We start from the raw sequence: 22,258 nt of genomic DNA, 5'->3' as shown, positions 1-22,258 counted from the left end.
GATAAGACGATGATCCAGTACGCTCAACACATCAAATTAGAAGCGGCCATCAATCAAATGAAATATACGAATATGACCCTCGAGCAAATTGCTTTTACGTGTGGCTTCGGAAACTATCCTTACTTTCATCGCCTTTTCACCAGGGAATATCAACTATCACCGAGTAAATACCGGAAAAGCCATTAAAAAAGACATGGAGTAAGGTTAAGCCCGCTCCATGTCTTTTTATCTTTTTATCTTTTCTTCATCACATTCCTTTACTTCACCGCTCCATCTGCCACACCTTTAATGATATGTTTTTGGGCAAAGAAGTAAATAAGAATGACCGGAATAATCGCAAGCGTTAAACCAGCCAGCGCTAGATGCCACTGCTTCGTATATTGTCCGAAGAAGAAGAACATGCGTAGTGGGATCGTTGCGTAAGCTTGACTTAAGACAAGCGACGGCAAGAGATAATCATTCCAAATCCAAATGACGTTTAAAATCATCACGGTCATCGTAATTGGCTTAAGCATCGGGAAAATAATTTTCCAGAAGATTGTCCAACGTGAGGCGCCATCAATCATCGCTGCTTCATCAAGCGATACCGGAATCCCTTTCACTGCTCCGTGGTAGAGGAAAATAGATAAACTCGAACCAAAGCCAAGATACATAAAGATTAAACCTGATGTATTCAGCATGTTAACCTTACCGAAAATAGAGATTAACGGAATCATCACCGATTGAAACGGAATCAACATCGCCGCGACAAAAATCAAGAAGATCCCGCCACTAAGTCTGCTTTTATTTCTTGAAAGGGCGTAAGCTGCCATCGATGAAAAGATGATGATAATCAGAATGCTGGATACGGAGACGATTAATGAGTTGGTTAGCGCATTAAGAAAATCTAAATCAATATAAGCCTGTTTAAAGTTATCGAGTGTGAAAGCCTCAGGTAAAGCAAGCACATTATTAAAGATGTCAAACTTTGTCTTAAAAGCATTCACAATCATGAGATAAAACGGTGAGAGCCATATAAGCGCAATCGTGAGACCGATGATTGTGAGCCACATTTTATAACGTTTCTTTTTCTGATGCATTACATGTCAACCTCCCGTTTTTTATTCCAGTACACTTGTGTTACCGCAACGGCCGCGACTAAAATAAAGAAAATCACCGCTTTTGATTGCGCAAAGGCCATTTCATAACGCGAAAAAGCTGTTTGATATATTTCCATCGCCAACATTTCAGTGGAACCATAAGGTCCACCGTTCGTAAGGGCTAGGTTTTGGTCATATAATTTAAAGGCATTCGACAGTGTTAAAAAGAGACTGACTGTAAATGCTGGTGCCACAAGTGGAAACTTAATGCGCCAGAACCGTTGGAAAACACTGGCCCCATCAATTTCAGCTGCTTCTAATAATTCCTCAGGCACACTTTGTAAATACGAAATATAGATAATCATTATGTAGCCGGCATATTGCCAAACATTTAAAATCACAAGACCCCAAAAACCAGTCTCTGTGGTGGCAAGCCAACCTTGTAAAAACTCCAGGTCCAGTAATCGACCAACCGCATCAAAACCACTTTTAAAAATAAACTGCCAAATGAAACCTAAAATCAAGCCACCGATTAAGTTCGGCATAAAGAAAATTGTCCGAAGACCATTATTAATTTTCATCTTTTGCGTCACGAGTACGGCGAGACCTAGACCAATAATATTCACTAAAATAATCGACACAATGGCAAATTTAATTGTAAACCAAATTGCATCGGTGAAACTTTCATCTTGAAACACCTTGATATAATTTTCAAACCCTAAAAATGTCGTCGCTGTTAAGCCGTTCCAATCGGTGAATGTATAATAAAAGCCATACAAGAATGGATAAAAAACAACGACAGATAGTGCAAATAATGCCGGCAATATAAAGAGCCAAAACGATATATTTTTATTTGTCATGAGCTGATCCTCCCTTTTAAACCTAAGCGACTGGCATATTTTTTCAATATGTCAGTCGCTTAGCCATATCATTATTGTCTAGAGCTTGCCCAGCTTTCTTTCGCGACTTCTAACGCTTCATCAAACGTTGTGTCACCTGCTAAATATTTTTGGAATTCTGTTGCTAATACATCTTCATTCCAACCTACAGGTGTCGCCATAAATGTCCAACCAATCGTTTTCCCATCCACTGAATAGCTGTAAACATCTTGTGATAATGGATCAGCAATACGACTGGCATCATAACCATCGTATGCTGGAATAAATTTAAATTCATCTAATACAAAGTCTTTACCTGTGTCAGATGTATACATCCAGTCAAGGAAAGCTTTTGCGGCTTGGATTTCTTCATCCGAAGCATTTTGATTCACAACCCAGTATTGTGGCACACCTACAGGTAAGTGACCTTCATAATCCCCTTCAAATGGCATCGCCATCATACCAATACCATTTTCGCGAAATCTTCATCCATTTGTTCAACCGTTGGATAAATCCAGTTACCTTGTTGAATCACCGCAACTTTACCGGTTGAGAATAATTGCTCAACTTGCATAGAGTAATCTAAACTAAGTACCGGTTGAACAGAGTACTCATTTTGTAGATCTAACATACGTTTCATTTGATCTGCATATTCAAATGAGATTGACTCTGCTTCAAATGCCGTTAAAATATCATTGTTAAATTCCGGAGCAATATAATTGTTAGGTAAGTGGTTACCCATGACCCATAGCTCTGAAGCAGGTAAAGCGACAACTGCTTCTAAACCTAATTCGTCTTTTTGTTCATCAATTTGTTTAAATGCGGCTTCTAATGCATCAAATGTTGTGAGTGTTGACGCATCAATACCCACAGCATCAAAGATTTCTTTATTATAAATAAGACCATAACCTTCTTGTGCAAATGGTAAACCGTAAACAGCACCATCTTCCTCTACGCCATTTAGTGTGCCATCTAAAGCAAGGGAAGCTGCCTCAGTATCAGATAAATCCGTTAAGTACTCACGATATTCATCTAACTCTGTCGGGCCACCAATGTTAAAGATGACAGGCTCATTACCTGATGCCATTTGTGCCTTAAGTGAGGCCGCGTAATCATTCCCACCACCGACTGTTTGGACACTTAAATTCACATCTTCATTTTCGTTCATGTACAATTGCACTAATTCTTCAAATTGATCTTTGAATTCTACTTTGAACTGAAAGATATCAACATTGACTTTATCGGTTGAATCATCACCTGAATCAGATCCTGAACCAGTGCCTGTTTCATTTCCCCCATTACCTTCATCAACCGTGTCTGATGCGCATGCTGTTAATACCAACATAAATGCCACCAAACCAACCAATAACAGTTTCCAATTTCCTTTCATGTGAACACACTCCTCTTATATTGTTCGCCAAGAAACCGCTTGCACAGATATGTAAAAAAATATCCCTCTCAAAATATTACCTGCGCAAATTTGCACAGCGATACTTTTTCACTAAAGAAATATTCTATGCGCTTTAAATGCAAGCGATTGCATTAACGTTAACCATATTATAACACCACACTTTTGTTATGTAAACGTTTTCTTTATAAGTTTTTACGACAGCATTTTTATATAGCTCTTGTTGTCATGACGATACACTTACAGCCCCATTGAATTTAACTCGTTTCATCCGCTAGAATTTCCCCAAAAGAAAAACACGCTCAAATTAATGAGCGTGCTTCTCTTTTGTGTCTCCCTTTATACGCTAGGAGACGTTTGCGGAAAATTTGTTGGTTTCCTATTCAATTGTCGAGGTGCGTGTAGCATTTACTGCTGACGTACTAACCCGTCACAATTGAAGGCTTCTTTTAACTGTCTTACCCTATTCTGTGGGTTGAACATGTTTGCGATTCAATCCGCAACATTACCTTGACAGTTTTCACGTGCACTTTCACGAAAATGAGTCTTCTTTTGTCTACGATGTCTCATTAGTAAATCTTTTTCACCTAATGATATGTCATCACAATCTGACGAGTCTTTTGACGCCAGTATGGTCAAATTTTCCGCCAAGGCTGTGCAGATCGCATCTCATTCTAAATGTTTCTTTACACATTTAGCTGTTATGTCTATTCTGTATGCCATCATAGAAATAACAATAGATGCATTTGCCTTGTACTAATCTATTCCCGCTTTAAGTTTCAATAAACCTTTTTTACCTCTTTTTTTAAAATTTATGATGTGACTTTATAATTCAAGAAAATTATTTTCAAATCTGATTAAAAAGGTCGGAAAATCCCTTGAGATTGGTATTTTTGTTCGTATTTTTTTGTGAAGTAAGCCAATAGGCGTGTTAGGCAATGTATTTGCATTGATTAACACGCCTATTGGCATATTTTCTTATTTGTTGATATTTAGTTCTTTTGCTGCCTCACCAAATGCTACTTCTTGTTCACTGATGACACTGCCCTCTCTTGTTGTCATATCATAGTGACCTTCAACCAGTTGATAAAAGACGAGGTAATTCTCACCCTCCTTAACGTAAGCGGGCAATTCCAGTATTGTCTTTTTTTCGAATTCAAACGTAACATCATCAGTCAAATTAATTTGGTTTAGAATATTCGCATCTAAAACGTTAAAATATTTATGGTTTTCCGAAATATTGTCAACTTGTAAATAGACAACAAAATCTGATTGAGCCATTAAATAGTCAATGGTTGGATTCTTTACTGTACTGTTTGTTCTATTTTCCGATGGTCGTTCACGAAGTGGATGTGGCGCGTCAATGAATTCCGATTGAGCGATTTCTTTTATTAGTTCAGGTAGGGGTAAATCATTTTCTAACTGTGGATTATTGTGCGTCACTTTATTATCTTCTGTAATGAAGAAATGTCCTTCACCTACTAAGGCGTGGAGTGGCGCCGGATAAAGGTTGCTTACATTTCGAGATAAAAACATTAAACGTTCTTGTCCCTCACTCAGAATCCCATTAACAGTATAAAGATTAATATGCGTATCTGAATGTCCTCTGAGTTGATCTTTAACTTCCACTACAGCCTCGTCAAATCCATTATCCATATACGAAACATCAACCACACGACCAGTCACAATCACATCAGAATGTAGGACATAATCATCAATGGTCTCAAACTCCATTATAAACTGTGCAGCATCTGGGGAATGACTAGAATCAGCCACATTTTCTGCTGTTTCCATCTCTCTAGGCACTGTTGATTCATCACCTCCGGTCTTATCTGTGGTTTCCATTATGAAAAAAGCTATCAGACCTACAGTGGCAAGAACCATGATCGTTTTTTTAAATGTCATGATTAAACCTCCTTATTTTAATATGCATAAATCGGACTTAAGTGCTGGATATTCCTATTTGTAAGAATGGTTCTTGTAGAATTTGTCGGAGACATGATGTCTGTTGATGAACCGGAATGCCCAAACCATCTAAAGCATGTCCAAGCTCACGGGTAATCGCATTGCGATATTGATTAGTCGAATGACCAGGCCTGTATGTTCAGACGATATGCCGGAGAATTGGCTCAGTAAACCTTGAAGACTTCCACCATACATTTTAAGTGTGGCATTATTGATGTTAGTTGTGGTACCGATTGTAATATTAGCTCTTCCCCACTGATTCCTAGCATGATTTACATGACTTAAAAGCGCACTTGTAGTGAAATCTTGGCTATCTTGTATCCCTAAAACTCTGTATCCAGTTAATGGTGCAGTTCTCCACCTACCAATCGTATGATTCGTTGCAGAATACCAATGACCTAGCGACCCTAATTGCGAAGCACTAACAGCGTACTGGTTACTAAAGAAGATGGAAAATACAAGTATAGCAAGAACAATTTTTTAAAATGAAATACCTTCCATTATTATTTTTTAGACTGATAAATCTATCATGTGAATATAATCTAGATGTACACAGAATCAATTAAGCGCTTACAAAATTTTATAAAAAGTATATAACACGTTATTTAAATTAAAATAATTGTCAATTATGATTATAACACTTACTTACAATTATGCATGCGTTTTTCTAACATTACTATTTTATGCGCAACTAAACGAAACAGAGCGTTTGCGTGCTTTAAGTGACCAATTCTTTTCTCAGAATCTTCGAAAAGAGACGGATCTTGGGTCAATCAGTTTTTTTGCAATGAGGATATCGATTTAATAAAGGGGAAAGAGCTATTTTGCTCTTTCCCCTTTTTGTCTTATTCAATTAAGCCCTAATTATTCTGTTCGAAGAGCAACAACAGGATCTTTCTTCGCTGCCATGCGTGATGGTATGACACCTGCAACTAATGTAAGAATCATACTACCTACAATTAATACTGTTGCAGCTGTTGGCGCAAGTGAAGCAACATTCGCTGTATCCGTCACTTGTTCAATCAGTTGATTAATAGGGATAATCAAGAGATAACTTAATCCCACCCCGAGTGAACCAGAGATAAAGCCAACAATTAGTGTTTCAGCATTAAAGACACGAGAGATATCTTTTTTACGCGCACCGACACTGCGTAAAATACCAATCTCTTTCGTTCTTTCAATAACAGATACGTAAGTAATAATGCCAATCATAATCGTTGAGACAACTAAAGAAATAGCCGCAAAACCAACAAGCACGTAAGTGACTGTATTAATCAAATCGGTCATAATATTACCAATTAATTCTGCTAAATCATTATAAATGATTTGTTCCTCTTCTGGTAAGCCTTCATTGTAATCGTCTAAATAAGCCTTGATATCGTCCTTGGCTTCAAAATTCTTCGGATAAATATCAATCCCTACCGGACGTGACACCGCTCCTAAGTAAATCAAGGCTGTCTCTTTTGCATAATCATCTTGGAATGCTTGATTCGTTAAAACATTCACGTCGCTCTCTTCTTGAGCTTGAGCAATTTCAGAGTCATTTGCTTGTTCAAGTAAATAATCTGTTAAGGCACGGGTATACACAAAGCTTCATCAAAGATACCTGATTCTTCTCCTTCTTTTAGCCGGAGAATACCTGTAACCGTTAATGTTTTACCTGCGTCTTCATTATAGACATCTTCATATCGGGTTGGCGCAATCTCTCTAAAGATTGGGCCTTCTTCAACATAAAAACTATCATTTGGAATAACTTTTAATACATCTTGGCCAATAAAATCAGTGAGTGCATAATCCGCTTCAGGATCCATTCCTAACTTATCAAAGAATGACGTACTTAAACGATTGTATTCATCAATGACCAGTAATATTTCATTTTCATTTTCTGGTAGGCGTGAGCTTCACCCATTAAGTCATACACGTCCAACACAAAATCCGTGTTCGTCGGCATCTCTTGCCAATGCGTACTTCCTATCATTGGCGGTCCAAAGCCCTGGCTTTGTTGCGCTGTAGTATCAAATTTTGTGATACCATCATCACCACTAGTAAGTAGATTAACCCCCACACCTTGGCGATAACTGATACTGTCAACCGCATCAGGGAACTCGTCTTCCATTGCCTCTACATGAGCTAAGAAGTCATCTGTTAGAACGTTTTTATGCAGTTGCATACTTTCTGACGGGTCATATGTGACTAATTCATCGGAGTCAGGAAAAGCCGTTAAACCATCGGAATCGTCCATTGTGCCCGGAGGACCTGCTTGTGTTAAATCAGCTAGTTGTTCATTTGTATCTATCATAATCGGGAAGTTACTTAACGCCTCACCTTGCACAACGTCAAGTTCTTCCGTTAAACCATTTGAGAGGGCAAGTACTAACGCCACACCAATAATCCCAATACTACCCGCAAAAGCGGTTAAAATCGTCCGCCCTTTTTTCGTTAACAAGTTTTTAAAAGAAAGTGACAAGGCTGTTGTCATTGACATCGATGTCTTTTTATTCTTTTTGTTAATAATTACTGGTTCATCCGTCAAATCATCCGTTAATGGATCACTATCTGACTGAATATGACCATCTAAAAAGCGAATAATTCGCGTAGAATATTCTGTGGCAATATCTTCATTATGGGTCACCATAATAACGAGACGCGTTTTAGCCACTTCTCGTAAAATATCCATGACTTGGGTACTTGTGGTTGAATCAAGTGCCCCTGTCGGTTCATCCGCTAAAATAATATCAGGGTTATTGACAAGCGCACGGGCAATCGCCACCCGCTGCATTTGTCCTCCTGAGAGTTGATTAGGCTTTTTATTAATATGATCTTCTAGCCCGACCTCTTCTAATGCTTTCTTCGCTCGTTGTTTCCGCTCATCTGCTGATACACCTGAGAGTGTCATCGCAATTTCTACGTTCTGCAAGACGGATTGGTGACCAATCAAGTTATACGTCTGGAAGACGAAACCAATGGAACGGTTGCGGTAACTATCCCAGTCTTTATCATGAAAATGCTTGGTTGATTGGTTATTGATGATCAAGTCACCTGAATCATAATGATCCAGACCACCAATCACGTTAAGTAACGTTGTTTTACCAGAACCCGAGGGTCCTAAAATAGAAACAAATTCACTCTCTCTAAATTCTAACGATATTTTGTCTAAAACATGCAGATACCGGTCACCAGTACGGTAACTTTTATCGATATCCACTAACTTTAACTTACTCATCTTTGTCGTTCCCCTTCGTTATAAAGTCTGTATTTTTTAATAACCCGCGTTTAAGCATGGTTAATTCCAGTTGGTATTGTTGGCATGCTTCATCAATCGATATCTGATGGGCAAACGTTTCAATAAAGTTATGGAAGGTCACCGCTTTAATTATTTTAAGTAAATGGAAGAGTTCCTCTCTTGTATCAACGAGTAGGATTGAGTAATCAACATATTGAACGAGTTCTTCCATATTTCTTTTCATATCCTCTTTAACCTTATCACTCGTAAAGGCTTGCTCAATTTTATGATTCATATTAAGAAACGCATGTCGAAACAATTGATAGTGCTCTTTTGTTGAATAATTTTCCAACAAACGTCTGAATAATAGCGCTGACGTCTCAAATAGATCACCATTTGTCTCTTTTAAATAGGCTTTTAACCACTCCTTATTAATTTTACCGTAGCTTTCTAACACATACAAAAAAGCATCTTCTTTATCCTCGAAATATTGATAAAAGCTCCCCCGAGGAATACCGGCATGTTTGACGATATTACTAATTGAAGCCTCGTGCACATTCGCGCGTGAAAATTCTTTCTTTAATGCTTCAATTAATGTCTCTCTTTTATCACCATCTAAATTAAAAAATGTCTGTTTGGGCATAACGTTCTCTCCTTATCACATTAAAATGACACCGTGTCACTTTAATACTGTTAAAGTATATATGACACGGTGTCATAAGTCAAAAATTATGCTTTTCGTCTCGTCGACACTTACTCGCAATGATTCCATGACAACCTAATACCTCTACTTATTATTACTTATTCAATCCACGTGCGGAAAAGGAAGACAAAAAAATAAACAGTCAAACGAACCGTGGCGACACAGATTCGTTGACTGTTGCTCTTACGCTACTTTTTTTACTTTTGCTGGTTTTTTAAATACGCCAAAAGGTTGGCCGACAGGTAAAACAACTTGACCAAAGTGTGTATTTAAAACAACAGCGGCACTGCCATAGAATGATAATAAAGCAATTAGTAATTCACTGACGGCCGCAAGCATATGTGTGCCTTCGTACCAGATACCAAAGCTACTTAATGATAAACCAATAAATAAGAAATCAATAAAGACAAAAATAAAGAATAATACTTTATGTGTTTCCATTGCACCAACGGTCATGAAGACACTAAAGATCAGGTAACCAATAAAGGCAACACCGAGTTGGCGTGGATCACTTTGTGCCATCAACGCTTCACCAAACGCCCCCATATCAATTAACCACGTAAATCCAACGCCAAACCAAAATAACCCGAAAGCGCCAAAAGCTGTCGTACCGAAAATATTATTGTGTTTTGCATCTTGTGTCGCCGCAAAGAGTTGCGCTAATCCACCTAAGAAAAATGCCCACGGAATAATGTTTGATACTCCTTCAGTTAAACCTAACTTTTGTGATGATGCGACAAGTGTGACCATCGCCAAACCGAATAAACCTAAGGCAGACGGATCAGCCGTTGTAATTTTTACTTCTTGTTTGTTCAAAATCGTTATCCCCCTAAAAATTCACATATGATGATACTTTACGCTGATTTCAAAGGGAAGTCAATAGTTATTTAACGAACTTAGCAAGAAGTCTCCTTCCTCAAGCTCCGTCAGGAGCTAGGTGGGAGATGAATTGCCAATTGTTGTTATGATTTTTCACTGTCACATCTTTGAAACCGACTTGTTTGTATGTCTTTCCCGGTTTTGTGATATATACATTGTGGGTGTCTTTGATATAAAGACCCGAGGTGGTAAATCCGCTAACAAAGCCAACTTTTCCAAAAATGCGTACAGTGTTATTCAAATGAATACCTTTCATTTCTTTTGTATTTTTTTTGTTGCGTTTTTTTGTTAGGTTCTTGTTCTTTCGACCTTTTCTAGCTGTCGCTTCGTGTAAAGAACGTTTTTTCTTTCTGAATTGTTTGATATAAAACATAGAATTTGGATTTTGTTTGATTTGTTGGATGGCCGATATGGCAATCGCGTCATTATAATGTGTCTTCTCTAGATGAAGTTCTTTTCTTCTTGGCGTTGTTTCAGAACCGTAGATGATTCTAGCATCAGGATATCTACGAAACGTGCGTATTCTTAGGGTATTCATGAATGGCGGTTCTTTATAGGTGGGTACTTTTTTTTCTTTTCTCCATCCAGTGCCAAAGAATGTGTCCTCTTTTGTGATTGTCGCTTGTGTGACAATCTGTGCATACGCTAATTAAGTTTGAAGGTGCATCGCTTCCACCATGGCTTCGATAGATAATATGATGCATGTTAAGAATGTTCCCTTTTTTCTTGCACACTTGACAGGTGTAGTTGTCACGCGCAAAAACAAAGTAACGGATATTATGATACCCAAAGGTATCCCCTTCTTGATAAGCTTTTCCTTGAATGTCTGGATTTTTCATCTTTTGGACATCAAACTTCCCAACTTCAATATGCACTTTTACCTTCGGTAAAAGGGAAGTAAAGGTATCAATCCAAAAGAATAGGTTTTGTGTACGACTTTCAAGACTAGGTGGTAGCCACCCCTTCGGTCTAGGGCTTGTAAAAGAAAGTTTTTTCTTAACCCATTTCCCTTTCTTGTTCGAGAAAACACGCGTTGTTTTATGTTTGAATTTACATTTTCTATAACGTGTTTTACGAGAGCGTCTGCTTCTTCGGTAGATTTTTTTAGTTTCAAGTAGTCCCTTTACATTTTGGCGACATTCAATGTCGCCTTTTGCTAAGACTCTATCTTCTTGCGTAATCGCAACACCTGTGTACTTAGCGCCTAAATCAATACCGACATGCGATTCATGTGTTGTCTCTCCTGTCGGTATTAACATTTGAATCGTAAAAGGTTTGTAGCTTATAATTTTGGCTTTCTTTTCTTTGAGTAACTGTCTTGCTTTTTGGTTTTTACAAGGGTCCAAATTGGACCCTCGCATTGATTTGACGAATACTCTCAAGATTCGTCCTCCTTTTAGAGTTAGTTTCCCTTCGCCAATGTTAGAAAAGCTTCGTGCAACAGGTTGACCACTCCTACCTCTCAGAGTTGTTACAGCGCCTGAACGACAAAATGTACTAGGGAATCATACAAAGCCGTATTCACTTTTCTAACGTAGTCCTCGAAAGACTTAGGCTAGACAATTAGGGCTTTTACAAGCCCCCACTTCAAAACGCGTTAGCGTTTAAGTGGGGGGTAATTGACATATGTGGTTAAAACCTTTGATGCACTATTTTGATCACCCGATATTCTCATGATAGGATTGGGTAAATTAATTGGGATGTTAATCATAACGATAAAAATCTACCGCTAATTGATCTAATTGCTTTTCAGTCACATTTGTTAAACTCATAATCATTTGATATTTAAATCCTTCTTTAATCATATTGGTTGCAATCTTACTTCTTTCCGCCCATGCACCTGTTTGTTTGCCGAGTTTTAAAAGCTTTTGGTCATGCCCAGATTGGTTTATACTTGGACGGTCATGGACCTCTTGTGTATCATTAAATGGCATTTGGGTTATAAGTTGGTAACTTTCATAAATAAGTGCATCGTCCTGCAATAGGTCAGGTAAAGGCCTCTCAATATCCATCGAATGCAGAATATGTTTGAATAGGCCCATCCAACGTTGTAGTGGCGAATCAAGGTGGGGGTCATTAAACTTTGGCAACTCTAAATAATGCATTTCTTCTACATCTTTTAGCGTCGTATGTGCTTCAAAGTCTTTATAACGATAAACAGTATGATAGTGAGGACACTCTTGAAGTAAATTGAAATTGGCAAGCTTAATAAAGTAGGTTTTCTTGATGAGGTGAAAAGGTGTGTTAATAGTAAATTGTTCGTATGTCGTTGGATGCTCAAACAGCTGAAATTGGTTACTATATGTTTCATGTTTAACATAAAGATAAATATCTAAATGTTCTTGTTTTGTCGTTCTTGCTTTGACATGGAGCTGTGTCTCTAAATGATGCGTGTCTTCCGGTCTTTGGTTTTGACGAATATAGACAATCTCACTAATAGGACCACTCAATGTCTCTTCTAAAATGCTGTTCAAAAAATAGTTAAGACGTTGATGTGAATGCGAGATCGATCGACAAAACAGATGGTTAACGACAGTAGCTAATGTAATAGATGAACAATGTGGTGAACTCGACAAATTTCTCACTCCTTTTTCTTTAAATTACCACATAACTCCGACTTTGTAAACGCTTTATTTGTGTATTTATTCACAATTTTCAGTGAAACTCAACATTTTATTCAAAATTAAGTCATTTTCCTGTATCTTTTCATACATTTGATCCGCCGTAATTAAAAAGCCGCGCTTCTAGCAAAGATAATGTTAGAAGAGCGGCTTGATATATTAACTTAATTTTTGTATAAACACCACTTTTAAGTAATGGCTTTCTTTAAAGGTTTCATCATACGGAAAATCTTCCGGCTGTGAGTACGTTTCTAAAATTTTATAAGTCGCCTGTTGATTATGAAACGCACGTTTAATAAATTGCTTAAATTTTTTCATATCAAATCCACTGTAATTCGTTGATGCGACAATGACGCCACCACTCTTTGTTAACTGGAGGGCTTGTTCTAGTAACGCGACATAATCTTTTTGTACACTAAAGACGCGCTTTTTCGACCGGGCAAAGCTCGGTGGGTCAAGGACAACAAGGTCATAGGTGAGGGCGTGTTTTAACGCATAATCAAAATAATTAAAGACATCCATGACCCGAATGTCCTGTGCTTCAAAGTCAATACCGTTCGCACTAAACTGCGCAATCGTCATCGGCAGGCTACGCTTAGCTAAATCAACACTCGTCGTTTTATCTGCGCCTCCTAGTGCCGCATAGACAGAGAAAGCACCCGTATAAGAGAAGGCATTTAACATCGTCTTTCCTTGACTGTACTGCTCTCTAATCCGCTCTCTTACTTCGCGTTGATCTAAAAAGATACCGGTCATTGGTCCATCATTTAAATCCACATTAAACCAAACCCCGTTCTCTTTAACCATAATCGGAAACTCCACACGTTCACCTCTTACGAAATCATCCGCCTCAATATATTTACCCCCTTCACGGAAGCGTTTCTTTTGATAAATGGCTTTGACGGGATAAGCCGCTTCTAAGGCGTCTAAAATATTGGCACGATGTTCATAAATCCCCAAGCTATACCACTGAACGAGCGCACAATCATTGTATAAATCAATGCTGATCCCCCAAGCCCATCACCTTCTCCATTGAAGAGACGAAAAGCCGTTGTTCCTTCATCACGAAACAGTTTTTGACGTTTGCCAATCGCATCGCTAAATAACTGTCTTAACCAATCTGTCGTTAAATAGACAGAGGCGTCTCGCGTAAAGACCCAACCATAGCCTTTATTTTGATGACCGTGATACCCTCTGGCAATAAAGACACCTTCCGGTGTCATTAAATCTAAATAGACACCTTCTGTTTTAAGATCCTCTAATACTGGACTTAATGATTTCGGAATATGTTGGTACCCTTCATAATATTGTTTGACCAATCGATGATCTATCTTTATTTCTACTGTCTCTGTCATAAGTTTACCTCTTTCTTTTCATTGTTAGTATCGTCACTTCATGTTCTTTGCGCTCATTGCTCTTTACCTGACACATGTTTTTCTACAGTTGATAAGTCATTAACTTTAAAATAGATAGCCCGACAAGTAAATAATCACACTAACCGTCACTGAACTACATAACGTGGAGACAAGAACGACTTGTGAGGCATAATCTTTATATTGACTATACTCTTGTGCAATAATGGCACTGTTTACGGATGTTGGCATCGCTGAGCCAATAAACAAGGCTTGTGCCATCACACCGTCTAGACCCGTTACGAGAATAATGAGATAAGCCACCATTGGACCAATCAATAACCTTAAGAGCAAACTCATATACACATCAATCATCGCCGACTTTACATTAATGACAGCTACTTGTGCTCCTAACGTCGTTAAAGCAAAAGCGACCATCGCATTCGCAATATAATCGGTTGGGACAATAATCACATTAGGCAAGTCAATATTGAAATAATTAAACAAAATGCCAGCTAGTAGCGCGTACAAGACAGGCATACGAAAATAACCTAACAGAGCTCGCAGTTTACCCTTTTGATTTTTATTCAGCGAAAATATTCCATAGGAAAACAAAAAGATGTTTTGAAACGTCAACATCAATACTTGAATCGACATCGCAAATGGGTCACCTTGGAACACTAAATCATTCACAGGTATGCCGTAATTACCTGAATTTATAAACATCCCACTGTTTGTAAAAATCGTTTGCTTTTCTTTTGGCATATGTAATACTTTCGCCAACAGTTGACTGATGATAAACACAATAAAAGCAAAAACTATCAAAAAACCAATCACCGTGCCAAATAGCTCAAGATTTAATTCTGTATGATACAGTCGATTAAAAATAAAACCTGGGGCAAGTAAATAAATATTGAGTTTTGCTAGTGTGGATAAATCTAATTTGAATTTCAATTGGACTAAGTAGCCTAGTCCAATCAGAATAAAAATCGGTGCAATAATATCGATTAAAATCATCAATAGCGCTTCGATGATTGTCATCCCCTCTCTTGTGGCCATCATTTTTCTGTTTATATAAGATGGTTAAGTTCCGTATTTAGTTTAGTCTTATTTTAAAACACCCTGAAGATAACGTGCATAATAATCCTCTTGTTGTTTAGTCGGCTGTTGCGTGATTATTTGAGCATCCTCTTGTTGTTCTATATCAACAAGTAATCTTAACGCGCCTCTACTCGTTTGTTCTAGCGTCGTTGACTCAATCACGGAGACATTGAGTACCTGGCTTATTAGCACTTTAAATTGTGGGACTTTAAAAAATCCCCCTGATATATGTACGGTATGAATGTCTCCAGTGACGTTCTTCAACGTATCAAATACATGACGTAAATTAAACATTATTCCGTAGACGACCGCTTTCACCATGTCTGCTTTTGAGTGACTCATTTTTAAACCATTTAATTGACCGGTCCGTCCCGTATCCCAAAACGGCGCTCGTTCACCGTTAAGATGGGGAATAAAGATTAATGACGGATCAAACATCTCAAAATCGAGTGTGTCGATATAAGCATAAACGGCTGTTGTTCCATCAAACAATAAATCATCTAACCATTTTAAAACATTACCGCCATTGTTCACAGCACCACCAATAACCCAGTGCTTATCGTCAAGGTAATAGCAAAACAAACGCCCCTTCTCATCAACGTACGGCTTTGGTACAGTCATCCGGATAGCACCGCTCGTACCAATCGTGAGATGCACATCTTGTGTATTAAGTCCTTCTGAAATATTCGCTAACACACCATCACTCGATCCAATCATGACACGATGAGAAAACCCAAGCGCCGCTCGTATTTTTTCAGTCACCATTCGCGTATGAGTGACTGGGACGAGCTCAGGCAATTGATCTACTTTAAGATCAACGTAAGCTAAAATCTCATCATCATAAGTTAGCGTATCACTATTAAATAGACCTGTCGAAGAGGCTAAAGAAAAATCAAGTTCATGATAACCGGTAAGGTGATACCAAAGATATGTTTTCATATCAATCCATAAGACATTGGTCAGTGTTTGTTTTAACGCTTGACCTGCCTTAGTTTCCTTCAGCCATAGTAGCTTAGCGAATGGACTCATTGGGTGAATCGGTGTTTTAGTTTTAGAAAAAAATGTTTGTGCCTTCGGTGTCTCTTTAAAGATATCTATCACCGTACTTGCTCGTTGATCAGCCAGATCATCAACTTAGTTTGAGGTTGAAAATCTTGGTTTACAGCCATCAAACTATGCATGGCCCCAGACAGAATAATGGTGTCACTTTTTGTTAGCTTGAGTTTTTGTAAACAACCAAAAACAGCTTCAATAATGGTGTCTGGATCTTGTTCAGCTTGACCATGATCTGTGTACATCGTTGGATAGGTTTGTGATTGTTCATCGATCACATAATGGGCGTCATTAAACTGCAGCACTTTCACGGCTGTTGTTCCTACATCAATTGTTACTGTCATTATCATCCCTCGTTTCAATGCGTTCGCTTTTATACACTCGTTTATTATATTTACCCATTCTACCTTAAACCAATAAAAAACGCACATGGTGTTATGTGCGTTAAAAACGTCCCGATTTAAAGATGGCATAGATAAGCCAAAGAAACATACCAACAGCCACAAACGACCCGATCTCAATCACAGGTAGACGCCAGAGAATCGTCGTCTCTCCTGTTAAAGCCGCTCCAACAATTAAACCGACCATAATGATACTAAAAGCCAGTAAAATAATCGCAAATGACAACTGATTGCTCACACGATCCAACTTTTTTAAGATTAAATCAATATCAGGCATCGAAATATCTAGACGAACTTTGCCTTTTTTCACAATCGACCGCAGTTGTTTTAACTGATCAGGTAAGTCGCGCCATAGGCCGTACCAATCAAGCCACTGATTGACTATCCCGTCTTTCATACGTTCCGGTCGGAATCGGTCCCGTAATAGCTTTTCTCCGAACGGTTTAGCCATTTCAACTAAACTAAGCGTAGGATCGAGTTGCTCGATCGTTCCTTCAAGGGTTAATAATGTTTTACCGAGTAAGGTAAAGTCACTTGATAATTCAATACGATGTTTATAGGCAATCTGAAATAATTCACGAATCGCATCAGCCAGACGAATCTCTTTAAGTGATTGACGATAATATTTCATCATTAATCGGTCGACATCATTCGTCAGTGCCTTTTTATTAATATCATCTGGCGCCATCCCCATATCTAGCAAGACTTCTACCATTTGATTGGTATCTTCCTTTGTCATCGCAATAACAAGTTCAGAAAAAGATTGTTTCATCTCCGGTGATAGTTGTCCGACCATACCAAAGTCCAGTAAGACTAAACGGCCGTCTTCTAGACGCATAATATTACCTGGATGTGGATCGGCATGAAAGAAGCCATCGATTAACACTTGCTTAAACGTCGCATCCACGATTTGTTCGGCTAGCCGTTTTTTGACTGCATCATTTGTATCACGAGCGATGACATCCTTTAATTTTTCACCACTGACATAGTCCATCACAAGTACACGCTTCGTCGTATAATAGTGATAAGCATCTGGAATGTAAATATCAGGGTCTCGTCTAAATTGAGCTTTAATTCGCGACATATGATGGGCTTCAATTGTATAATCAAGCTCCATCTTCAGTGTTTCTTTTAGTTCTTCCACAATCTCTTTTAATTGATAACGTTTAGCCCAATCTAAACGCATTTCAGCAAGCTGCGCCATCTCCATCAAAATGTCAAAATCAATATCGATTTTTTTTGAGATTTCTGGCCGTTGCACTTTTACTGCTACTTCTTCACCAGACTGAAGCACAGCCCGGTGTACTTGACCAATAGAGGCGGCTGCCAGCGGGACTTCTTCAAACACATCAAAGACCTGAAGAAGATCTTGGTCCAACTCTTCCTCAATAATGTCTTTGACTTGGCTATAAGGAAAATGAGGCACATGTGACTGTAGTTTCTCTAACTCTAAAATCACATCTTCCGGAAACAGATCTGGACGGGTACTCATCACTTGCCCGAGTTTAATAAACGTCGGCCCTAGTTCCTCTAGAATCCGGCGAATGCGCACGCCTAACGTTTTCCGGTCATCTTCTTTTTTCTCTTCTTTTAAAGCGGATTTTTTAGGTAAGATATGTAAGTCGTTGAGCCCGAGTCTTTAATGACATACCCGAGCCCGTTTCGTGAAAAGGCAATGACAATATCTTTATAACGATTAAGATGTCGTATATGTTTTCCGATCATGTGTCATCACCCTTTCTCTATCCGTTATTCTTCACGACTAAAATCATTTAACCGTTGTTCTAACACGGCTAAGCGTGCTTCAATTTTCTTCACATCTTCTTTTGTGGCAATGTTTAATTTATTCAGTGTCTTGTTTTGGGTATCTTCACCTTTTTCGTAATACTTATCAAAAAATTCTTTTGCCTCTGCTTTTGTCATATCGCCTTTTTCTACGAGTTGATGAATGACCTTTTCTGCTTGTTCCACACCTGTTTGCGCTAACCCTAAACCAACGGCCAAACCTTTTTTTAAATAAATCTGCCACTTCACTCACTCCTTCTTATTAGTCTAGTTCATATTTTCCCTAATCACTTGAAAGTAAACACCAATCAATAGGGGTTAAACCATTTGCTTTTAAGAACTGATTTGTTTGACTAAAAGGCTTACTACCAAAAAAACCACGGTAACTTGACAAAGGACTCGGATGAGGAGCGGTTAATATTTTATGACGGGAATCAATGCGCTTGATTTTACTTTGAGCTGGTTTCCCCCATAAGATATAAACTACCGGAGTCTCTTTCTCATTTAGAAGGTCAATCACGGTGTCGGTTACATGTTCCCAACCGATATTTTTATGACTTCCAGCTGATTTTTCTTCCACCGTTAAAACGGTATTTAATAATAGCACGCCTTGTTTGGCCCAAGCCGTTAAGTTACCTGAATCAGGTAACGGACAACCGGTATCATCGTATAACTCTTTAAAAATATTTCTTAACGACGGCGGCAGTTTAATACCATCTTGGACAGAAAAAGCAAGTCCATGTGATTGATTCGGTCCATGATAAGGGTCTTGTCCTAAAATAACCACCTTTGTTTCTTGAAAACTTGTGAAGTTAAGCGCTTGAAAAATCACCTCTTTTGGTGGATAGATGATTGTTTCTTTCGATTGATTGACTAAATAATCGTCTATCTCTGCTAATAGATTTTGATTCAGACGTGTAACCAACAAATCGCGCCAGTCAGTTGTGATTGACTCTATTAGTGACATATGCCTTTCACTTCCTTTTCATTCTTATTGATTGTTTATGACTTATTGTATCATACCGTTTTTTCCATTTATATTTCTTTTCTAAGCTTGAAGAGCTAACCATACGTTCATAAACAATTTGACACAACCCTTGTATTTCGTCTATTTTTAAAACATCATCATATCTGTTATAATAGTAAGGTTAAATATATTGAAAAAATCACACGAGAGGGGAGTGGTTAGTATATGGAACAGATAGAACAGTGGATTATGACAATTAAAGACTCACACTTGCTGATCGCTTCTTTTTTATTCATTTTTGTTCATGTCGTGCGCCCTATTTTCTTTATCCCTGTTATACTAATTTTAATGACCGGTGGTGTTATCTTCGGTTTTGTACACGGCACCATTTTATCGATTGTGGGACTGATGCTTTCGAGTATTATATTTTATTACTTAGCTCAAAAAATGCCGTGGTTTACTAGACGTTTGATTCAAATGAAACAAAAATTATTTGGTGAAGATAGACATATGACCAAGCAACAGGTTATGTTATTAAGACTTGTGCCGTTCATTCATTATCATCTTTTGAGTTTCCTGATTTACGAACAAGCAACTGATTTGCGTGATTATAATAAACTCTCACTCTATACGGCTATTCCGATGGCGTTGATTTATACGGTGATTGGCCAATCGGTGGCCCAGTTTTCTCCAAAAGTCATGACCATGTTCGTCTTATTGATCTTAACCGTCTCCTATCTTGCGAGAAAAGATACGAGACAAAAAATAAAACAGCTGTTGACATCGACGTAACAAAAAAGAAGGCCACATGTGCCTTCTTTTTGTATTGAGTCTTTCTTATATTTCTCTTTAGTATTTACTTAATTTCCTCTAATAAACGATAGGCTTCATCTTTTGATTGTGCTTTAATGAGATTCTCTCTAAATGAATCGTCCATTAACTTGCGTGACAATAATTGCAAGATTTTTAAGTGTTGGTCACCTGCTTGAGATTTAGGTACGGCAATCATAAAGATGAGTTTTGATAATGTGCCGTCTAAACTTGACCAATCTACACCGTCTTTACTAATGTAAAAAGCAATCCGTGGTTCAGTGACCACATCTGATTTTCCGTGAGGAATCGCAACTTCCATCCCAATCCCTGTTGTGGATTCACTTTCACGAGCCATAATGGCCTCTTTAAATGCATCATGATCCGTTACTGCGCCATCTTTTACTAAGTCTTTAATCATCGCATCAATCACATCATCACGTGTTGATTGTTTACTATCTACATTGACTAATTGTTTCGTCGTAAGATTTGTTAGATTTGTAATGTCTGTTGTCTTTGCTGATTCTTTTACTGGTGTATCTTCCACCGCTGTCTCTGGTACCGGTGGAACCGTTGCGAGCTCAACATCTTTTTTCAGTACTTTGATCATGAGCGCGACAACAATCGCACCGACCGCAATCGCAACAAAGAACATCACAACGTTACTCACCGCTCCAAGTAAACCGACAATCGGTCCACCGTGAGCAACACGGTTACCTACGTTCGATATCATCGCAATCACTGAACCGGCCATTGACCCAATCATAATACTTGGAATGACGCGCAGCGGATCTTGTGCCGCGAAAGGAATCGCCCCTTCAGTGATACCGAAGAACCCCATCGTAATGGAGGCTTTTCCTGTTTCACGTTGTTCTGGTAAGAATTTATCTTTAAACATCAAGGTCGCAAGACCCATACCAATCGGTGGAATCGCAATCGCTGCCGCAATTGGCCCCATGATTTCATAGTTTCCTTCCACGATCATCGCTGAACCAAACATAAAGGCTACCTTATTTACCGGGCCACCCATATCAAAAGAAATCATCGCACCAAGAATAAGAGCGAGAATAATTTCACTTGATCCTTGCATACCACTGAGCCATGTTGTGAGTGACTCAAACACTTGCGCCACAGGCGCGCCAATAAGTAAGACAAAGACAAGGGCAACAATAAGTGATGCCGCCAGTGGAATAATAATAATGGGCATAATCGGTTGAACCATCTTCGGTACTTTAATTTTCTTAATCCATAAAGCAACGTAACCCGCGATAAAACCAGCAATGATCCCGCCTAAGAATCCAGCACTTGCTTCTGAATTATAGAAACTACCATTTGCGGCAATGAAACCACCAATCATACCTGGTGCTAAACCTGGCTTGTCCGCTATACTATAAGCAATATATCCGGCAAGGATTGGAACCATAAAACTAAAAGCGGCCCCACCAATGGCTCGATTGTCTTCCAAATCGAATCTTCAGGAATTTGTAATCCTGCTTCCGTTGGTTCCCCGCCGATTGTTAACGCAAGGGCAATCAATAAACCACCAACAACGATAAACGGTACCATAAAGGAGACCCCGTTCATTAAGTGACGGTAAATCGGATTTTGTTTACTATTATTTGACGTTTGTTCTTCTTTTCCTGTTCCGCGATACGTACTCACATTATCTTTTTCAAAGCGCTCGATTAATTCTTCTGGTTTTCTAATTCCGTCTTGTACACCCGTGTTAATTAAACGCTTTCCAACAAAGCGCGCTTTATCGACTGCTTTGTCTGCGGCAATAATCACCCCGTCTGCTTCTCTAATGTCTTGTTCTGTTAGGGCGTTTTCTACCCCTACGCCTCCCTGTGTTTCAACTTTTATTTCCACACCAAGTTTTGCGGCGGCTTTTTCTAAATTTTCCGCTGCCATATACGTGTGAGCTATACCGTTTGGACATGATGTAATCGCTACCAACTTCATCATTAAAACCTCCTTATGATTTGTTCTAACTATAGTATAGCGCTGATATTTTGTCCTAAACTAAAAAATAA

The 22,258-nt window shown here is 38.6% G+C and carries 18 protein-coding genes and 4 pseudogenes; 2 read left to right on the top strand and 20 right to left on the bottom strand.

Annotated elements, in window-relative coordinates; translation table 11 throughout:
* Window positions 1-9 precede the first annotated feature (9 nt).
* Window positions 10-186 (top strand): helix-turn-helix domain-containing protein, encoded by a 177-nt coding sequence (locus JCM19043_RS17685; protein ID WP_231631501.1) that lies wholly within the window; start codon window positions 10-12, stop codon window positions 184-186.
* Between the two features lie 71 nt (window positions 187-257).
* Here the strand turns inward: JCM19043_RS17685 and JCM19043_RS10280 are convergent, their stop codons facing one another.
* From JCM19043_RS10280 to JCM19043_RS10205, 19 genes and pseudogenes are all read right to left on the bottom strand, one after another.
* Window positions 258-1,079 carry a carbohydrate ABC transporter permease gene (locus JCM19043_RS10280; protein WP_062322273.1) on the bottom strand — a complete coding sequence of 274 codons (822 nt, stop codon included), beginning with the start codon at window positions 1,077-1,079 and terminating at the stop codon, window positions 258-260.
* On the bottom strand, window positions 1,079-1,939 hold the full coding sequence (locus JCM19043_RS10275) for a carbohydrate ABC transporter permease (protein ID WP_062322271.1): 861 nt from the start codon (window positions 1,937-1,939) through the stop codon (window positions 1,079-1,081). The genes JCM19043_RS10280 and JCM19043_RS10275 overlap by 1 nt, the downstream gene beginning before the upstream one ends.
* A 71-nt stretch (window positions 1,940-2,010) precedes the next feature.
* A pseudogene (locus JCM19043_RS10270) lies at window positions 2,011-3,347 on the bottom strand (ABC transporter substrate-binding protein).
* Between the two features lie 996 nt (window positions 3,348-4,343).
* Window positions 4,344-5,270 (bottom strand): hypothetical protein, encoded by a 927-nt coding sequence (locus JCM19043_RS10265; protein WP_062322269.1) that lies wholly within the window; start codon window positions 5,268-5,270, stop codon window positions 4,344-4,346.
* Between the two features lie 924 nt (window positions 5,271-6,194).
* Window positions 6,195-6,917: an ABC transporter permease gene (locus tag JCM19043_RS16495; protein WP_156321394.1), complete on the bottom strand. Its 723-nt coding sequence runs from the start codon at window positions 6,915-6,917 to the stop codon at window positions 6,195-6,197.
* On the bottom strand, window positions 6,899-7,141 hold the full coding sequence (locus tag JCM19043_RS16490; RefSeq protein ID WP_156321393.1) for a hypothetical protein: 243 nt from the start codon (window positions 7,139-7,141) through the stop codon (window positions 6,899-6,901). The genes JCM19043_RS16495 and JCM19043_RS16490 overlap by 19 nt, the downstream gene beginning before the upstream one ends.
* 26 nt (window positions 7,142-7,167) lie before the next feature.
* A complete protein-coding gene (locus tag JCM19043_RS16485) occupies window positions 7,168-8,553 on the bottom strand; it encodes an ABC transporter ATP-binding protein (protein WP_156321392.1) in 1,386 nt (461 codons plus the stop codon).
* Window positions 8,546-9,196 (bottom strand): TetR/AcrR family transcriptional regulator, encoded by a 651-nt coding sequence (locus JCM19043_RS10255; RefSeq protein WP_062322267.1) that lies wholly within the window; start codon window positions 9,194-9,196, stop codon window positions 8,546-8,548. The genes JCM19043_RS16485 and JCM19043_RS10255 overlap by 8 nt, the downstream gene beginning before the upstream one ends.
* A gap of 243 nt (window positions 9,197-9,439) precedes the next feature.
* Window positions 9,440-10,072, bottom strand: a complete 633-nt coding sequence (locus JCM19043_RS10250; RefSeq protein WP_369813841.1) for an acetate uptake transporter — start codon at window positions 10,070-10,072, stop codon at window positions 9,440-9,442.
* A 100-nt stretch (window positions 10,073-10,172) separates the two neighbouring features.
* A complete protein-coding gene (locus tag JCM19043_RS17675) occupies window positions 10,173-10,673 on the bottom strand; it encodes a hypothetical protein (protein ID WP_231631498.1) in 501 nt (166 codons plus the stop codon).
* A gap of 13 nt (window positions 10,674-10,686) precedes the next feature.
* On the bottom strand, window positions 10,687-11,517 hold the full coding sequence (gene iscB, locus JCM19043_RS17670; protein ID WP_231631497.1) for an RNA-guided endonuclease IscB: 831 nt from the start codon (window positions 11,515-11,517) through the stop codon (window positions 10,687-10,689).
* Between the two features lie 321 nt (window positions 11,518-11,838).
* Window positions 11,839-12,711: a PD-(D/E)XK nuclease family transposase gene (locus JCM19043_RS10240; protein ID WP_062322263.1), complete on the bottom strand. Its 873-nt coding sequence runs from the start codon at window positions 12,709-12,711 to the stop codon at window positions 11,839-11,841.
* Between the two features lie 204 nt (window positions 12,712-12,915).
* A pseudogene (locus tag JCM19043_RS10235) lies at window positions 12,916-14,111 on the bottom strand (class I SAM-dependent methyltransferase).
* 105 nt (window positions 14,112-14,216) lie between these two features.
* Window positions 14,217-15,167: an AEC family transporter gene (locus JCM19043_RS10230; protein ID WP_231631496.1), complete on the bottom strand. Its 951-nt coding sequence runs from the start codon at window positions 15,165-15,167 to the stop codon at window positions 14,217-14,219.
* A 48-nt stretch (window positions 15,168-15,215) separates the two neighbouring features.
* Window positions 15,216-15,926 carry an FGGY-family carbohydrate kinase gene (locus tag JCM19043_RS17665; RefSeq protein ID WP_255349957.1) on the bottom strand — a complete coding sequence of 237 codons (711 nt, stop codon included), beginning with the start codon at window positions 15,924-15,926 and terminating at the stop codon, window positions 15,216-15,218.
* 24 nt (window positions 15,927-15,950) lie between these two features.
* Window positions 15,951-16,606, bottom strand: a pseudogene (locus JCM19043_RS17660) (FGGY family carbohydrate kinase); the annotation flags it as partial.
* 100 nt (window positions 16,607-16,706) lie between these two features.
* The gene (locus JCM19043_RS10215; RefSeq protein ID WP_231631495.1) at window positions 16,707-18,215 is read right to left on the bottom strand and encodes an AarF/ABC1/UbiB kinase family protein; all 1,509 of its coding nucleotides are present in this window, start codon (window positions 18,213-18,215) and stop codon (window positions 16,707-16,709) included.
* Between the two features lie 197 nt (window positions 18,216-18,412).
* On the bottom strand, window positions 18,413-18,697 hold the full coding sequence (locus JCM19043_RS10210) for a phasin family protein (RefSeq protein ID WP_231631494.1): 285 nt from the start codon (window positions 18,695-18,697) through the stop codon (window positions 18,413-18,415).
* 34 nt (window positions 18,698-18,731) lie between these two features.
* On the bottom strand, window positions 18,732-19,415 hold the full coding sequence (locus tag JCM19043_RS10205; protein WP_062322255.1) for a uracil-DNA glycosylase: 684 nt from the start codon (window positions 19,413-19,415) through the stop codon (window positions 18,732-18,734).
* Between the two features lie 225 nt (window positions 19,416-19,640).
* Here JCM19043_RS10205 and JCM19043_RS10200 point away from each other — a divergent pair, with 225 nt between their 5' ends.
* Complete coding sequence (locus JCM19043_RS10200; RefSeq protein WP_062322253.1) at window positions 19,641-20,207, top strand: TVP38/TMEM64 family protein; 567 nt, start codon at window positions 19,641-19,643, stop codon at window positions 20,205-20,207.
* Between the two features lie 64 nt (window positions 20,208-20,271).
* Here JCM19043_RS10200 and JCM19043_RS10195 read toward each other — a convergent pair.
* Window positions 20,272-22,187 (bottom strand): annotated as a pseudogene (locus JCM19043_RS10195) (fructose-specific PTS transporter subunit EIIC).
* Window positions 22,188-22,258: the final 71 nt, after the last annotated feature.

Origin of the sequence: Halolactibacillus sp. JCM 19043 (assembly GCF_001310395.1) — a bacterium.
Lineage (GTDB): Bacteria > Bacillota > Bacilli > Bacillales > Amphibacillaceae > Halolactibacillus > Halolactibacillus miurensis.
Note: the sequence above shows the minus strand (reverse complement) of the source record. Positions and strands in the feature narration are given on the sequence as shown.

What these genes read in the sequence shown, in the direction of transcription:
- JCM19043_RS10265 (WP_062322269.1), bottom strand. Translation starts at nt 5,270, where the DNA reads ATGACATTTAAAAAAACGATCATGGTTCTTGCCACTGTAGGTCTGATA.
- JCM19043_RS16485 (WP_156321392.1), bottom strand. Translation starts at nt 8,553, where the DNA reads ATGAGTAAGTTAAAGTTAGTGGATATCGATAAAAGTTACCGTACTGGT.
- JCM19043_RS10280 (WP_062322273.1), bottom strand. Translation starts at nt 1,079, where the DNA reads ATGCATCAGAAAAAGAAACGTTATAAAATGTGGCTCACAATCATCGGT.
- JCM19043_RS17685 (WP_231631501.1), top strand. Translation starts at nt 10, where the DNA reads ATGATCCAGTACGCTCAACACATCAAATTAGAAGCGGCCATCAATCAA.
- JCM19043_RS16490 (WP_156321393.1), bottom strand. Translation starts at nt 7,141, where the DNA reads ATGGATCCTGAAGCGGATTATGCACTCACTGATTTTATTGGCCAAGAT.
- JCM19043_RS10255 (WP_062322267.1), bottom strand. Translation starts at nt 9,196, where the DNA reads ATGCCCAAACAGACATTTTTTAATTTAGATGGTGATAAAAGAGAGACA.
- JCM19043_RS10230 (WP_231631496.1), bottom strand. Translation starts at nt 15,167, where the DNA reads ATGGCCACAAGAGAGGGGATGACAATCATCGAAGCGCTATTGATGATT.
- JCM19043_RS10200 (WP_062322253.1), top strand. Translation starts at nt 19,641, where the DNA reads ATGGAACAGATAGAACAGTGGATTATGACAATTAAAGACTCACACTTG.
- JCM19043_RS10205 (WP_062322255.1), bottom strand. Translation starts at nt 19,415, where the DNA reads ATGTCACTAATAGAGTCAATCACAACTGACTGGCGCGATTTGTTGGTT.
- JCM19043_RS17665 (WP_255349957.1), bottom strand. Translation starts at nt 15,926, where the DNA reads ATGATTGGATCGAGTGATGGTGTGTTAGCGAATATTTCAGAAGGACTT.
- JCM19043_RS10275 (WP_062322271.1), bottom strand. Translation starts at nt 1,939, where the DNA reads ATGACAAATAAAAATATATCGTTTTGGCTCTTTATATTGCCGGCATTA.
- JCM19043_RS17675 (WP_231631498.1), bottom strand. Translation starts at nt 10,673, where the DNA reads ATGAATACCCTAAGAATACGCACGTTTCGTAGATATCCTGATGCTAGA.